The following is a 14,509-nucleotide window of genomic DNA, read 5'->3' as shown; positions in this document are numbered from 1 at the left end:
GCAGCCATCATTTAAAGAAAGCGTAACAGCTCACTGGTCTAAATAAGGGTCCTTGCGCCGAAAATGTAACGGGGCTCAAGCCATACACCGAAGCTGTGGATTTACTCTTATGAGTAAGTGGTAGCGGAGCGTTCCGTAAGCCTGTGAAGGGAGACTCGTGAGAGCTCTTGGAGGTATCGGAAGTGAGAATGCTGACATGAGTAACGATAAAGGGAGTGAGAGACTCCCTCGCCGAAAGTCCAAGGGTTCCTGCTTAAAGTTAATCTGAGCAGGGTGAGTCGGCCCCTAAGGCGAGGCCGAAAGGCGTAGTCGATGGGAACCACGTTAATATTCGTGGACCTGTGGGAAGTGACGGATTGCGTAAATTGTAAGGTCTTATTGGATTGATCTTGCAGTGAAGGAATCCCAGGAAATAGCTCCCACGTATAGACCGTACCCGAAACCGACACAGGTGGACAGGTAGAGAATACTAAGGCGCTTGAGAGAACTACGTTGAAGGAACTCGGCAAATTGCACGCGTAACTTCGGAAGAAGCGTGACCCTTTAGCGGGCAACCGTTAAAGGGTGGCACAGACCAGGGGGTAGCGACTGTTTACCAAAAACACAGGGCTCTGCGAAGTCGCAAGACGATGTATAGGGTCTGACGCCTGCCCGGTGCTGGAAGGTTAAGAGGAGATGTGCAAGCATTGAATTGAAGCCCCAGTAAACGGCGGCCGTAACTATAACGGTCCTAAGGTAGCGAAATTCCTTGTCGGGTAAGTTCCGACCTGCACGAATGGCGTAACGACTTCCCCGCTGTCTCCAACGTAGACTCAGTGAAATTGAATTCCCCGTGAAGATGCGGGGTTCCTGCGGTTAGACGGAAAGACCCCGTGCACCTTTACTATAGCTTTACACTGGCATTTGTGGCGATATGTGTAGGATAGGTGGTAGACTTTGAAGCAGGGGCGCAAGCCTTTGTGGAGTCGTCCTTGAAATACCACCCTTATCGACATGGATGTCTAACTGCGGTCCGTTATCCGGATCCAGGACAGTGTATGGTGGGTAGTTTGACTGGGGCGGTCGCCTCCTAAAGAGTAACGGAGGCGCGCGATGGTAGGCTCAGAACGGTCGGAAATCGTTTGTTGAGTGCAATGGCATAAGCCTGCCTGACTGTGAGACTGACAAGTCGAGCAGAGTCGAAAGACGGTCATAGTGATCCGGTGGTCCCGTGTGGAAGGGCCATCGCTCAACGGATAAAAGGTACGCCGGGGATAACAGGCTGATGACCCCCAAGAGTCCATATCGACGGGGTTGTTTGGCACCTCGATGTCGACTCATCGCATCCTGGGGCTGGAGCAGGTCCCAAGGGTATGGCTGTTCGCCATTTAAAGCGGTACGTGAGTTGGGTTCAGAACGTCGTGAGACAGTTCGGTCCCTATCTGCCGTGGGTGTAGGAATATTGACAGGATCTGTCCCTAGTACGAGAGGACCGGGATGGACGTATCTCTGGTGGACCTGTTGTGGCGCCAGCCGCATAGCAGGGTAGCTATATACGGACGGGATAACCGCTGAAGGCATCTAAGCGGGAAACCCACCTGAAAACGAGTATTCCCTGAGAACCGTGGTAGACCACCACGTTGATAGGTCAGGTGTGGAAGTATGGTAACATATGAAGCTTACTGATACTAATCGTTCGATAGGCTTGATCGTTCTCATTCCCTCTATTCATTTAAACAAACAGAACAAATTAAAATAGCAATAAGACAACTTCTCTTTTCTTTCTATGCTCTTCGCTGACTTGGTGGTTATGGCGGAGCGCCTGCACCCGATCCCATTCCGAACTCGGCCGTGAAACGTTCCAGCGCTGATGGTACTTTGTCTTAAGGCACGGGAGAGTAAGTCGCTGCCAGGTCTGCTAAGCGCATAGAAAGAACTCTTCAACACTCTTTAAAAAAAGATCTAAAAATCGTCGTGTTCTTTCTGCGACAATTCTTCGGTAACGCGGGGTGGAGCAGCCCGGTAGCTCGTCAGGCTCATAACCTGAAGGCCGCAGGTTCAAATCCTGCCCCCGCAACCAGTCTTGTATTAATAAAATAATCCTTAAAATAAGCTCGACAAGAGATCGGTAGGCGATCCAATACAAAAAAGGACTGCTTCCTCTTTGGAGCGGTGTTGTTGGGGAATAATAAAAAACCACTGGAAAAAGATCCTTCTTAGATGAGATGTCCATTTTGAAGGTATGGATGCATCATGAGGGAAAATATCTAGGCCGCTTCAAATCAATGTGCCAGACGTCAAGAGAGAAACGGGAAGAGGATCCGTCTCAGATGAGTGGTCCGTTTTGATGGCATGGATGCATCATGAGGGAAAATATCTAGGCCGCTTCAAATCAATGTGCCAGACGTCAAGAGAGAAACGGGAAGAGGATCCGTCTCAGATGAGTGGTCCGTTTTGATGGCATGGATGCATCATGAGGGAAAATATCTAGGCCGCTTCAAATTAATGTGCCAGACGTCAAGAGAGAAACGGGAAGAGGATCCGTCTCAGATGAGTGGTCCGTTTTGATGGCATGGTGCATCATGAGGGAAAATATCTAGGCTGCTTCAAAGAAAAAGGGTCTTTAATAAAAAAGCTGCACATGTGGTGCAGCTTTTGTAAAGCTGGTTTTGCTTTGTAGAGTTCTTATAGGCTGACAAGCCTTTTTTTGTTTCAAAATCGAAATTTTACAATGTGTAAGAATGAGAACGTCTCTTATGACCATAATATCCAGAAATGCTGGCAATTACTGCACCAAGAAGGCTCGCAAAAAAACTCCATAATCCAATCTTAGAAGCTGTGCTTATGGCCTTATCCGCAAGCTCAAAACTGTTTTTGGCTCCTTTCTGAACAGTACCATTCTGTGAGAGAGCTTCTACCTGTTTGTTCAGCGATTGAATAGCTTCTTTAGTTTTTTTGTTCGCTGTTTGATAAATATCAATCGCACGCTCTGCAGTATTTTCTGCTTCAGCTTGTGATAGCCCATTGTTTGTCAACTGATGGATAACATCGCGACGATCAATCTGGGTATTGAGCTTTTTAACACGATCCGAAAGGCGTTCGCCGAGTTGTTTAACCAAAAGACGATAGTTAGAAGGATCATTCTTAAAAGATGTGATGGTAGAACGGAGGTCTTTGACTGATTCTCTATAAGCGTTATAGAGATTGTCCGGATTGAGGGCTGGAATATCACTTTTATTTAAAAGTGCCTGTAAGTCATTGCTGAGTTTGTTAAAATCAAACAGAGCATTACCTTTATCGTTGAAAAAATCCTCAAAATTTTTACGGTCTGTGAGAGGAACAAGTTTGCCACCTTCTGAACCAAAATCACTGATCGCTTGTTTCGTTGTTGTTGCAACTCCTGAAACAGTCTTAGCGCCTAAATGAGCTGCGCCAGAAAGTAAAATTGCACTTTGAAGCGCCACAAAAAGCATAAAAAGAGCCCAAGTCAAAAAACCGTGAAGCGCTCCTGAGTGATCCGAAAAACGACCAGCAACATAACCTCCAAGACCAAAGCTTAGACAAAAAATAAAAATCGAACTCACTCCAACAGAGAGAAAACTCTTCTCTAGTGAAAAGGGAGAAAAAAAGGTCATTTGGTTTAAGCCTAAGGCGGCTAACAAAAATGAAAAACAAACCGATGTTGCTAAAAGCGTTAGTAATCCAGCAAAAATCGAGGACCAAGATAAAACAGACGGCCTATAGTGACAACTCTCCGTCTCTAAAGAAAATTCGCCTGTAAAATGTCGCTCTAAGGGATGCTTCGTTGGGATCCGCGTTTCCATATCTCTCTCTCCTTCAATAATTCTTGAAATTAAAATGAGAAAAAACAATGCAAGTTCCAAAAAAAATGAAAAAAACAATCATTTGGTAAAATCACTACTTTCATCCGAACACCCCAAAAAAATATTTTATGCTAAAATAGTCAAAAAATAGTCATGAAGTTTTTTTAAAAGAATTTCCAAATGGACGTGTATATTTTTGGCTATGCTCAAAAGATCGGTGGGGGTTCTGTGTAGAGATTTAGCTGTAAGTTGCGTTATTTAAATAAATAATAGAAAAATAGATGGTGCGGTTTTGTACCGAGCGGGAGTGTAGGGGGGAGAGTTTTGAGAGCTTTTTCCGTGATTGTATAGAGAAATCTACTTTTAGTAGTAGGTGTGATTTAGATTATTTAATTGCTTTCAGAACTAAGCATATTAAGTGTGAAGCTGTAATCAATAATTTTCAAGAGTAGTACAAATCCTAGCATTGTACTCAGTCTGTTGTGATTGCGCAATGGTTATGGGTCGATTAAACGAAAAGGAGGAGTTTTATGATGTATCAGATTGATTACAATAGTTATCGTTCTGTAAAAAGCTTTAATCGTCGTGTCTGTTTCCTCGTTATGCATTACACTGCAATTGATTTTAAACAGTCGGTTGCAATTCTCACAGGTACTAAGGTTAGTGCACATTATCTTGTTCCTGATCCTTTGGAGAAAACGTATATTGAAGCGGGATTTAAAGATATGCGTATTTTTAATTTGGTTTATGAAAATGAACGTGCATGGCATGCTGGTGTTAGCTCATGGGCTGGGAGAAGCAATCTTAATGATACATCTATTGGAATTGAAATAGTCAGTGTGGTGACTGATGATATGAATGGAATGCCTATATTTCCTCCCTATAATCCTATGCAAATTGATGCGGTTAAAGAGCTTGCATTAAATATTCTACAACGTTACCCTGATATTACGCCAACCAATGTTGTTGGTCATAGTGATATTGCTCCTGATAGAAAAAGCGATCCAGGTGCAGCTTTTCCATGGAAAGAGCTTTATACAGTAGGTATAGGAGCATGGTATGACGATGAATTGAAGAATTGCTATCAAGCGCAATTCTGTAAGAGTCTTCCTGTTAAAGCAGATATTATTGCTAAATTTAAGCGATATGGGTATGATACTTCAATTGTAAAAACAGAAGGTGGGTATAAGGCACTAATCCGAGCATTTCAGCTTCATTTCCGGCAAAACAATTATGATGGGATTTTGGATGCCGAAACAGCAGCGGTTCTTTATGCATTGGTAGACAAGTATTTTTCTTAAAATAGTTTAGTTCATTTTCATTAAAATATTTGCGATTACGATAATAGTGAGTTGAGGGTGTTGATTTATTGATATTTGGCGGAGAGAGAGGGATTTGAACCCCCGATAGAGTTGCCCCTATGCCGCATTTCGAGTGCGGTGCTTTCAACCACTCAGCCATCTCTCCATATCTTAGGATACAATAAATTTTATTTATCTCGCTTCATTTAATGACGGTGTGATAATCTCCAATTTCTTCGAATACAAGTTCTTTTTTGCTTTTTAATGGGCTTTTCTTGACATAGAATAGAAATTCTATCATATATATTTGCGTTTGAGCGTGAAGTAATTTGCGCATATTTGTGTTTTATAGGTGTTTTCTATACCTTTTGAAACCATTAAGACTGATAAAAAGCAGCCTATTTTCTCTGTTGATAAAGTAAAATAAGAGCTGGATCGAACGAAAGGATAAAAAATGTTCGCAGTCATTAAAACTGGTGGTAAGCAATATCGTGTTGCTGAAAACCAAGTCATAAAAGTTGAGAAAGTTATTGGTGATGTGGGGAGTGTTATTGAATTAAACAATATATTGATGCTCCATGAAGGCGATAACGTGACTGTTGGTACGCCTGTTGTTGCGGGTGCTTTGGTTAAGGCTGAAATTGTAGAGCAGAGCCGTGCACATAAAGTTATTGCATTCAAAAAACGTCGTCGTCAAAATTCAAAGCGTACTCGTGGTCATCGCCAAGAATTGACAACGTTGCGTATTTTAGAAGTTTTAAGTGATGCTTCTAAAGGACAAAAAATAGCTGAAAAGCCCGTTAACAAGAAAGTAAAAGAATCAAAAGAAACGAAAGATTCTGCTTCTCTTAGCAAAACTGCTAAAAAAACTACTGAAAAAAAGGCTACGACAAAAAAGGTAGCTTCCAAGACATTAAAAGGTGACAAGAATTAAAGGAAGACAGTTATGGCACATAAAAAAGCAGGAGGTTCTTCGCGCAATGGTCGCGATTCAGAATCAAAACGTCTTGGCATTAAAAAATTTGGTGGGGAAGCCGTTATTGCTGGAAACATTATTGTTCGTCAGCGCGGTACACGTTGGCATCCTGGTGATAATGTTGGTATTGGAAAAGATCACACTCTTTTTGCTCTTTCAAATGGAATAGTTTCTTTTCGCAAAAAAGCAAGTGACCGTTCTTATGTTTCAGTTATTCCTATGGCAGAAACTCCAAAATAAGCAAGATATAAACATATATAGGATTTAAGCTTGCACGTTATTTCTCTACAGGTAGAGTGTAAGTCTTTGGAGAGGTGGCCGAGTGGTTGAAGGCGCACGCCTGGAACGCGTGTATATGGGAAACCATATCGAGGGTTCGAATCCCTCTCTCTCCGCCAAATATCAATAAAATTATGTTTTATCTAAAAGCTAGGGAATTTTGATTTTACTCTGTTTTTTCTATCCTATTCTTCATTTTTAATGACTTCTCTTTGTTTTCTATTAGCCGTTTAAGTTTAACGCAATGCCATGCTCTTTTTTGTTTAACTAAAGCTTTCATTTCGAAACCGTAGTGCCCGCGTTAGTAGGATGTATTGCTCCTAATTTCTCAATTCCTGAACTGATTTTAAATATCTACTGCATTGCTTATTTTACGCAATAAATTGCCTAAATTTTCTTTAACGAGATTATTTCCGTTTTTCTTACGCATAAAATTTTACTTTCTAATAGAACCATTTTGTCAATTCAGTGTGCAGTACTCTGAATGCTCTACAGAAATATTTTTTGTAAAAGGTAAGAAGCTATAAAATAGTAGTCTTTAGTATATAAAATTGGAAGAGCATGTCTTATGTCTATAATAAAATTATGGAAAGTTTGAGGGGTAGTTACATCTTCTATATTGCTTGCATTCCTTGATGTTTTCACTTTGCTGAAGATATTAAAGGTGGTTTAGCTCTTGATAAGAGGGATTTGGTTATGAAATCATAGGTATTTCTTAGCTACATTCTTGGTGAATTGTTGGCCAATGTAATTTTTCAGCAGATTTTGCTGACGAGGATATCGAATGGTTTGATGTTGAACCTGTTAATTGAGAGCTTTTGTTAATAAAGCGGGGAAAAATCTGGTTTATATAGCTTGAGGCAGCTTCGGCTTACGATCAAAAAGAAATATTCCTCGTGCTGATTTTATCACCGGAAGCATTTTACATATTACGAAAAATACCAGTTATTTTTTCCATTGTAAGGGAGGACGTTTTGCTAGAATATCAGATTTTCTGTCTCATTAGTAGGAACAAGATTATAGACAATATAGGTGGTACATTGTGATCAATCACGTGCTTTCGATATAGAAAGTCTATCTTGAAAAGAGTAGAAATAGGCTCCTCTGTGATTATCAATGAAGTCCTCGTCAAGCTATCGATATTTTTTCCTTAATTTCTGAATGTATTTATATAAATGGTGCTAAAAAGATTCCATTATATTATATACTCTTTGAATGTCAGTACAAAATTGCGGTACCTTTTTAATCAGTTCACCATAAGAAGGCATAGTAATTGCTGCATCTATTGTCGATATTAGATCTGCTATTTGTGTTTTTGGGGTCATACCATTAGGAGAAGTAAGGAACTTTTTTGCATACTGAAACATTGGGTTTGTAGGTTCATTGGACGTTTTTTGCGCCAAAACGAAAATATTTTCTTTCCAGTTATAATTATAGCGTAGTGTGTGTATGTGTGTTGGTAAATTTGCCCATGCCATCTCTTTATTATAATCACCTTGTAATAAGTTTGCATAACGCCCACACAAAGTCATAAGTATGTGACGGTGGCGCACGGGATGAAATCTTGAAAAAAAATCATCGTAGCCACGAGAGTATATATATTCTGATGCTTTTTGCATCTTGTCAGCGTGTTCGGAATTTTCGTATTTTGTGCTTACATACTTTTCGTAGAGTGCATCATATTGATCTAAATTATCTACATTCGTACATCCAAATAATATTAAAGTAGATAATAAAATTATAAATTTGACGATGTGCAGCATAAGACTCCCCCTTTTTTTATTACATAATCGATTCGTTTAGCTGATACAATTATAAGTAGTTAGTTTTTAAAGGTGCAAATTGAGATATAAACACAATATTTAGTGTTTTGTGTTGATGTTGAGAGTATGCTTTATTTAGTTTTGAATGACATTATTACATTTAGTCGTGTTGTCTCCAAAATTGAGTGTATTAATTCTGTAATTTCTGAAAATACGGCTTTTTTATTATCTAAAGGGTGTATTGCTGATGTCAGAAATACATCTCAGACTCTAAAATACCCCTTAAGCGCAATCCTTCAAAAGCAGGAAGTGGTGGTGTCAAAAGCATTCCGAATAAAATGACGTATATTTTGAAAGAGATCGTAATTAAAATCGCTGAGAATGCAAAAAATAAGAAATGATGGAATTTCTTCATTTAGAAAAGCAAGCTGTCAGTTGCAAAGTCGTTTATTTATTGCTTCTTGGCAGGGTTTTACCGTTACGGGTTATGGGTGAGAATGGTCGTGCTATAAAGATGATAGGGCGTATAGAAATAGCTTCTTTGGTTAATGGTGACATGCCGAATTAAGATTGTTCTCAACCTTATTCCTATTTTACAGGTAAGGTATTGGTTTGTACGGCTTGGGGAAGTATAGAATTGGGTCGGATCAGATCCTTTGTTTGATAGCTGTTTAAAGGGCTATCAGTTTATGATGTGTGGATTTCTAGCACTATTCTGTGTGTTCGTCAGTTTTAGAATTCGCTTGATGAGAGTTTTTTGAAAGAAATTAAACGTGCGGTAGAAACCTATGATTTTTAAAGGGATTATTATAAGGGAGGTGAAGAATCAAATTAAGTCGAAGGATGATCGTATAGAAGATTTTCAGTTTTATGTGTTTGATCGTAATGTCGCGGCTATCAAATTGATAGGTTGATTTTTGCGGAGTTGGGTTGATGAGATCGAGTCTGTTAAGGATACAGCTTGGTAAACGCTGATAGCAACTTTGCATGAAGAAGGAGAAGTATAGCATGCAGAATTATAGAGCACATGGATCCTTTATGAGAATATGCTTCTATTGAGAGAAAGTTTCGCTTTTCCGAACGTGAGGCTGATGTGCATGCTGATCTTGCTTAGTGGATGTACAATTAAATGAATGCGCGTTCTATATTGATTCGTCTCTAATGTATCTGGAGAGAAAAACTTCATTGTTATAAATCTAGATTTGGCAAGACGAATTTTAGAGCATAAAAAACAAAGTGAATACTTATTTGTGCGAAAAGATGGTTTACAAATCAAGTGATCAAGGTTAATAAAAGACAGATTGATCATAATAAAGGCAGTTTTTAAGTTTAAATTCGATTTTTTATTGTTAATTAAGTAGCCTTATACAATTTATTGAGGAACGATATGGAAAGGAATTCAACCTTTAATCATACATTTGAAGAAGAAAGTGGTGTAAAAAGTACAACAAGGAACTCTGTTGAAAGTCGTAAAGAAATTGAGAGGTTATCAGAACGTGTTTCTGGAGATCCGAAGCTATTAGCTTCAGATCTGGATATGATACAGAGAAGTTTAGCTCTTGGTGAACATGATGTACAAGAGAAACGTTATATGGAGCATATCATAAAGTCTTTAAAGACTCGATTAAAGGAAAGATATCAAGTTAAAGACGATTCCAGTCTTTTAAAAGAAATTGATAATTATGTCAGTTTTGTTAGACAAGAGTGTAGTGAAAAGGCAGTTGCAGCAAAAAGTATAACAAGGAACTCTGTTGAAAGTCGCAAAGAAATTGAGAGGTTGTCAAAACGTATTTCCGGAGATTCAAAACTATTAGCTTCAGATCTGGATATGATACAGAGAAGTTTAGCTCTCGGTGAACGTGATGAACGAGATACAATTTATATGGCGCATATCATAAAGTCTTTAAAGGTTCGATTAAAGCAAGAGTATCAAGTTGAAGACGATTCCAGTCTTTTAAAAGAAATTGATAATTATGTCAGTTTTATTAGACAAGAGCATAGTGAAAAGGCAGTTGCGGCAAAAAATATAACAAGGAACTCTGTTGAAAGTCGCAAAGAAATTGAGAGGTTATCAAAACGTATTTCCGGAAGTTCGAAACTATTAGCTTCAGACCTAGATATGATACAGAGAAGTTTAGCTCTTGGTGAACATGACGTACGAGATACAATTTATATGGAGCATATCATAAAGTCTTTAAAGACTCGATTAAAGGAAAAGTATCAACTTAAAGACAATTCCAGTCTTTTGGAAGAAATTGATAATTATGTCAGTTTTGTTAGACAAGAGCATAGTGAAGAGGCATTTGCAGCAAAAAGTATAACAAGGAACTCTGTTGAAAGTCGCAAAGAAATTGAGAGGTTATCAAAACGTATTTCCGGACATTCGAAACTATTAGCTTCAGATTTAGATATGATACAGAGAAGTTTAGCTCTCGGTGAACGTGATGAACGAGATAAAATTTATATGGAGCATATCGTAAAGTCTTTAAAGAATCAATTAAAGGAATGTTATCAAGTTAAAGACGATTCCAGTCTTTTAAAAGAAATTGATAATTATGTTAGTTTTGTTAGACAAGAATATAGTGAAAACGGAGTAAAAATTTCTAGCCAAGGCGAGAAAAATGCACGCGTATCGGGAAATAGAGAACGCAAAGCTGGTAATTTCAAAATAAAAATGCCTTCTTTCTTTCGGTAAAAAGATAAGGCCCTACACTTTTTTATATTCATGGGGGGAATATTAGTTTAAAATATTTGTATCTATTTCGATTTTGATAATCTAAGGCGCAATAATTCTTTAAAGAAAGATCGATTTATAATTTGTTTTACAAAAGGGTAATGTGGAATCTTATTCCCTTACTTTGATTTTGTTTTCCCTCACCTTAAAAAAAGATATATAAAATCAATAAGTTATATGTTGCTAAAAAGTACATGGTGCCCAAAAGAGGATTCGAACCTCCACGCCTTGCGGCACAGGTACCTGAAACCTGCGCGTCTACCAATTCCGCCATTTGGGCTATAAAATTCATCTAAGGTTATGGAATTCTTCTGTCAATGTCATTGCACTTAAATTTTGTCAAATCTTTCAAAATAGTTTCATTTGCAGTCTCCTAGTGTAACTTTATATACTTTTTTAGATCTCTTATATTTTATGTGTTTTTGTAAAAATGAATTGAAAGATATGTATTTAATGAACTCTAAAATAGAGACCTGCTTCTATTCTAGAAATCGAATTCTTCAAGGGTATCAAGGAGAATGAAGCTGTGCAGAAAAATGGTAGAAATGCTTTGGAAGTCCGTATAAGATATCCTTAATGTATTAGGAGATATTGATATAGAAATTTTAAGTTTCGATCCTTTGCTTTACAAAGCCTTTTAGGATTTTATAGGTCAAATCAACCCTTTTTTTCACTAAGCAAGTCTAAAGTAAGTGATAATAATAATTATAGGGATTTGCTAAAAATATTAGCAGATCATTCAATAAAGCAAGACAAATTACAAAAATTATTAAGAAAACCAAAGAAGTACGTCAGAAAGGAAAATACTCCAAGTTCATTGTTTGGAAACGATGGCTGTGGTTTTAAAGTAAGGTTTATATTTTTTATAGTCATGGAGAGAGCTGTTATTGGACATATTCATTTGAAATAATTTTCTCTATATGCATTTTAGGAGTTTAAGGCGTAATGATTTCTTTTGATTTAATTGTTGAATCACTATTGAATTCATAAATAATAGGAATTCCGGTTTCTAATTCCTGCAACATGATTTCTTCATTATTGAGACCTTCAAGTGCCATAATAAGAGCACGAAGAGAATTACCGTGTGCTACGATAAGAACAGTCTGAGAACGTAAAATATGAGGTTGAATATGATGAAGATAATAGGGCCAAACACGTGCACCAGTATCGCGCAAACTTTCTCCATTAGGGGGAGCAATTGTGTAAGAACGACGCCAGATGTGCACTTGTTCGTCTCCCCATTTTTGACGTGCTTCATCTTTATTCAAACCAGATAAATCACCGTAGTCCCGTTCATTCAATGCTGTATTTTTCACTAAGTGCAGATTTGATTGCTCTAATTGTTCTAAAATATGTTCTGCAGTTTTTTGAGCTCGCTGTAAGACAGATGTATAAGCAATATCAAATTTAAATCCGGCTGCTTTTAAATTTTTCCCTGCTGCTATTGCTTCTTTATTGCCTTTTTCTGTCAACGCTGGATTTTTCCAGCCAGTGAAGCGATTTGCTAGGTTCCATTCGCTTTGTCCATGACGAATTAATACAAGTTTGCGTCCCACGTTGAAATTCCTATGATGATTGTTGATTATGAAAATTAATCTTTTAATCCTAGAACATCAAGCATTGAATAAAGGCCATTTTTACGTTCTTTTGCCCATAGTGCTGCTTTTAATGCGCCATGAGCAAAAATAGAACGTTTTTGCGCAAAGTGTGAAAGAACAACGCGTTCATTTAAACCTGCAAAAGTAACACTGTGATCGCCAATAACTGTTCCTCCTCGTGAGCAGATAAAGCCAATAGTGCCTTTTTTACGTTTACCTGTATAGCCATTGCGTTCGCTAATACTGACATCTTTAAGTGTAACATTGCGTCCTTTAGCTGCTGCATTGCCAAGAAGAATGGCGGTCCCAGAGGGAGCATCAACTTTTTCAGCATGATGCATTTCATAAATTTCAATATCAAAATCGTCAGCCTCTAACGCTTTAGCTGCTTTCTTTACGAGATTGGCTAAAAGATTAACGCCAAGACTCATATTTCCAGATTTGACAATGGTTGTGTGTTCTGCAAAGGCAGCAATTTGTTCTTCCTCTTTTTTATCAAATCCAGTCGTTCCAATAATGTGGATAAGACCTTTTTGGGCTGCATAATCTGCATAAATGATACTAGCTGCTGGTTGAGAAAAATCTAAAATACACTCTGCCTTAGAAAAGGCCTCTTCAAAATCATCAGTGATGCGAATGTTCAATGAGTTTGAACCAATCAATATGCTCGCATCTTTTCCTACAAAAGGTGATCCTTTGCGTACAATTGCAGCACTTAGTTTTACATCTTGCCTATCTTGGAGTGCTGTAATCAGTTCTCTTCCCATTTTTCCATTAGCACCAACGACTGCAAGGCGCATATTTTTCTCCTTATAATGTTCTACTTTTAAATTATAGGCAAAGTTTCTTTTTTTTTCCAACTGTTCTTTTATTTATATAAGGATAAGGAAACATCTTTATATAGTGTTTTATTACAGATTGCTGAGTTATTTATTCTCTTATTTTGTTATTTTAGTCGTTATAATGATATCCTAAATTTTCTTTTGAAAGATTATTATTTCCTTTTAAAAAAGGGAATCTTCATTTGATATTAAAGAGATAGAAGTTTCCAATCTTTTTAGAAAGAATGGTAGTGAAACAATGATGAGAGTTTCAGAGATAAGCTTTGCATAAAAGGTATAGGATTTTTTAAAGCGGATAGAATATTTATGTATTACAACGGATCTAAGCGAGAAAGTAATCTCTAGTTTAATAATTAATATATGTTTTCAATGATTGATTTGATTTATACTGTTGTTTTCACAAGCGCTTTTATTGGAAAATTGAAGAAAAACTTTCTTTATATGAAGGCAGTTTTTAAGAATGATATGCAATGGTTCAATAGATATCGCTTTTAAGATTAGACTATATGCTTCTAGTTAAAAGTCGAGATCAGTATAATGAGAACTAGGAGCAATTCCCCGAATGCGATCCATTAAAAGAGGTCGAAAAGAAGGACGAGATTTAATTCGCGTATACCATTCACGAGCTGCAGGAAAAAGTTTCCAGTCAATTTCTGCTAAAAAGTCAAGTACTGAAATAGAAGCTGCAGCTGCTAAATCGGCATAAGATAGTTCAGATCCAGCGAGCCAATCGCGGGATGCACAAAGCCACTCTAGGTAATTCATATGTGGCGGAATATTAGCGCGAGCATTGCGTAAAATTTGCGAGTTAGGTGCTCCACCACCAAGAGTTAATGGCATTTCACGTTTATAGATTCGTTCTCGTACAATATGGCGGGTCGCTTCATTTTCAAATTTGTTTAAAAACCAATCAACAAGGCGGCGTACTTCGGCTCGCTCTAAAGAAGTTTCGGGGAAAAATCTCTTTTCTTGCCGTAAACTACCACGTGTTTCATCTAAATACTCGTAGATTACAATGGCACCTGATAATGGAACTTCACGTTCAGCAAGAAGAACTGGTAAATGTCCTGCTGGATTAAGTGCAAGAAACTCACTCCTCCTCGCCCATTCATGTTCTTCAATGAGTTGAGTTGCCACAACATATTCTTCAAGAATAATGCGTATAAAACGGGAAGCGGAAGAGAGAGGATAATGGAAAAGTGTTAGCATAATT

Annotated in this window: 9 protein-coding genes, 4 tRNA genes, 2 rRNA genes and 1 pseudogene (1 of these 16 running past the window's edge); 9 read left to right on the top strand and 7 right to left on the bottom strand. The window is 37.9% G+C overall.

Annotation, left to right across the window (positions count from 1 at the left end):
• The 3 genes from B11cv2_RS05365 to B11cv2_RS05355 all read left to right on the top strand — a co-directional run.
• Window positions 1-1,692 (top strand): 23S ribosomal RNA (locus B11cv2_RS05365) (it extends 1,121 nt beyond the left edge of the window).
• An 87-nt stretch (window positions 1,693-1,779) separates the two neighbouring features.
• Window positions 1,780-1,894: ribosomal RNA gene (gene rrf, locus B11cv2_RS05360) — 5S ribosomal RNA — on the top strand.
• Window positions 1,895-1,982: 88 nt separating this feature from the next.
• A tRNA-Met gene (locus tag B11cv2_RS05355) sits at window positions 1,983-2,059 on the top strand.
• Window positions 2,060-2,705: 646 nt separating this feature from the next.
• On the opposite strand, the gene B11cv2_RS05350 is transcribed toward B11cv2_RS05355, so the two are convergent.
• The gene (locus tag B11cv2_RS05350; RefSeq protein WP_100693646.1) at window positions 2,706-3,803 is read right to left on the bottom strand and encodes a TIGR04086 family membrane protein; all 1,098 of its coding nucleotides are present in this window, start codon (window positions 3,801-3,803) and stop codon (window positions 2,706-2,708) included.
• A 533-nt stretch (window positions 3,804-4,336) separates the two neighbouring features.
• On the opposite strand from B11cv2_RS05350, the gene B11cv2_RS05345 reads away from it, so the two are divergent.
• Complete coding sequence (locus tag B11cv2_RS05345) at window positions 4,337-5,104, top strand: N-acetylmuramoyl-L-alanine amidase (protein ID WP_100693970.1); 768 nt, start codon at window positions 4,337-4,339, stop codon at window positions 5,102-5,104.
• A 76-nt stretch (window positions 5,105-5,180) separates the two neighbouring features.
• On the opposite strand, the gene B11cv2_RS05340 is transcribed toward B11cv2_RS05345, so the two are convergent.
• Window positions 5,181-5,270, bottom strand: a tRNA-Ser gene (locus tag B11cv2_RS05340).
• A gap of 288 nt (window positions 5,271-5,558) precedes the next feature.
• Here B11cv2_RS05340 and rplU point away from each other — a divergent pair.
• From rplU to B11cv2_RS05325, 3 genes are all read left to right on the top strand, one after another.
• On the top strand, window positions 5,559-6,038 hold the full coding sequence (gene rplU / locus B11cv2_RS05335; protein WP_100693645.1) for a 50S ribosomal protein L21: 480 nt from the start codon (window positions 5,559-5,561) through the stop codon (window positions 6,036-6,038).
• A 12-nt stretch (window positions 6,039-6,050) separates the two neighbouring features.
• A complete protein-coding gene (gene rpmA, locus B11cv2_RS05330) occupies window positions 6,051-6,320 on the top strand; it encodes a 50S ribosomal protein L27 (protein ID WP_100693644.1) in 270 nt (89 codons plus the stop codon).
• Window positions 6,321-6,388: 68 nt separating this feature from the next.
• A tRNA-Ser gene (locus B11cv2_RS05325) sits at window positions 6,389-6,478 on the top strand.
• A 1,062-nt stretch (window positions 6,479-7,540) separates the two neighbouring features.
• On the opposite strand, the gene B11cv2_RS05320 is transcribed toward B11cv2_RS05325, so the two are convergent.
• A complete protein-coding gene (locus B11cv2_RS05320) occupies window positions 7,541-8,122 on the bottom strand; it encodes a hypothetical protein (protein WP_100693643.1) in 582 nt (193 codons plus the stop codon).
• Between the two features lie 260 nt (window positions 8,123-8,382).
• Here B11cv2_RS05320 and B11cv2_RS05310 point away from each other — a divergent pair.
• Both B11cv2_RS05310 and B11cv2_RS05305 read left to right on the top strand, forming a co-directional pair.
• Window positions 8,383-8,690 (top strand): annotated as a pseudogene (locus tag B11cv2_RS05310) (hypothetical protein).
• 819 nt (window positions 8,691-9,509) lie between these two features.
• A complete protein-coding gene (locus B11cv2_RS05305) occupies window positions 9,510-10,817 on the top strand; it encodes a hypothetical protein (RefSeq protein ID WP_100693641.1) in 1,308 nt (435 codons plus the stop codon).
• Window positions 10,818-11,051: 234 nt separating this feature from the next.
• On the opposite strand, the gene B11cv2_RS05300 is transcribed toward B11cv2_RS05305, so the two are convergent.
• The 4 genes from B11cv2_RS05300 to B11cv2_RS05280 all read right to left on the bottom strand — a co-directional run bounded on the left by B11cv2_RS05300 (window position 11,052) and on the right by B11cv2_RS05280 (window position 14,505).
• Window positions 11,052-11,136: transfer RNA gene (locus B11cv2_RS05300), tRNA-Leu, on the bottom strand.
• A gap of 655 nt (window positions 11,137-11,791) precedes the next feature.
• Entirely contained in the window at window positions 11,792-12,412 is a 621-nt protein-coding gene (locus B11cv2_RS05290; RefSeq protein WP_100693639.1) for a 2,3-bisphosphoglycerate-dependent phosphoglycerate mutase, read from the bottom strand.
• Window positions 12,413-12,447: 35 nt separating this feature from the next.
• Window positions 12,448-13,254 (bottom strand): 4-hydroxy-tetrahydrodipicolinate reductase, encoded by an 807-nt coding sequence (gene dapB, locus B11cv2_RS05285; RefSeq protein WP_100693638.1) that lies wholly within the window; start codon window positions 13,252-13,254, stop codon window positions 12,448-12,450.
• A gap of 558 nt (window positions 13,255-13,812) precedes the next feature.
• Window positions 13,813-14,505, bottom strand: coding sequence for a glutathione S-transferase family protein (locus B11cv2_RS05280; RefSeq protein ID WP_100693637.1), 693 nt, complete (start codon window positions 14,503-14,505; stop codon window positions 13,813-13,815).
• Window positions 14,506-14,509: the final 4 nt, after the last annotated feature.

It is taken from the genome of Bartonella sp. 1-1C, assembly GCF_002810325.1.
Classification (GTDB): Bacteria; Pseudomonadota; Alphaproteobacteria; order Rhizobiales; family Rhizobiaceae; genus Bartonella; species Bartonella rochalimae.
This window is presented reverse-complemented; position numbering and strand designations above follow the sequence as displayed.

Coding starts and splice junctions, on each gene's coding strand:
- B11cv2_RS05350 (WP_100693646.1), bottom strand. CDS start 3,803: ATGGAAACGCGGATCCCAACGAAGCATCCCTTAGAGCGACATTTTACA.
- rplU (WP_100693645.1), top strand. CDS start 5,559: ATGTTCGCAGTCATTAAAACTGGTGGTAAGCAATATCGTGTTGCTGAA.
- rpmA (WP_100693644.1), top strand. CDS start 6,051: ATGGCACATAAAAAAGCAGGAGGTTCTTCGCGCAATGGTCGCGATTCA.
- B11cv2_RS05345 (WP_100693970.1), top strand. CDS start 4,337: ATGTATCAGATTGATTACAATAGTTATCGTTCTGTAAAAAGCTTTAAT.
- B11cv2_RS05305 (WP_100693641.1), top strand. CDS start 9,510: ATGGAAAGGAATTCAACCTTTAATCATACATTTGAAGAAGAAAGTGGT.
- B11cv2_RS05280 (WP_100693637.1), bottom strand. CDS start 14,505: ATGCTAACACTTTTCCATTATCCTCTCTCTTCCGCTTCCCGTTTTATA.
- B11cv2_RS05320 (WP_100693643.1), bottom strand. CDS start 8,122: ATGCTGCACATCGTCAAATTTATAATTTTATTATCTACTTTAATATTA.
- dapB (WP_100693638.1), bottom strand. CDS start 13,254: ATGCGCCTTGCAGTCGTTGGTGCTAATGGAAAAATGGGAAGAGAACTG.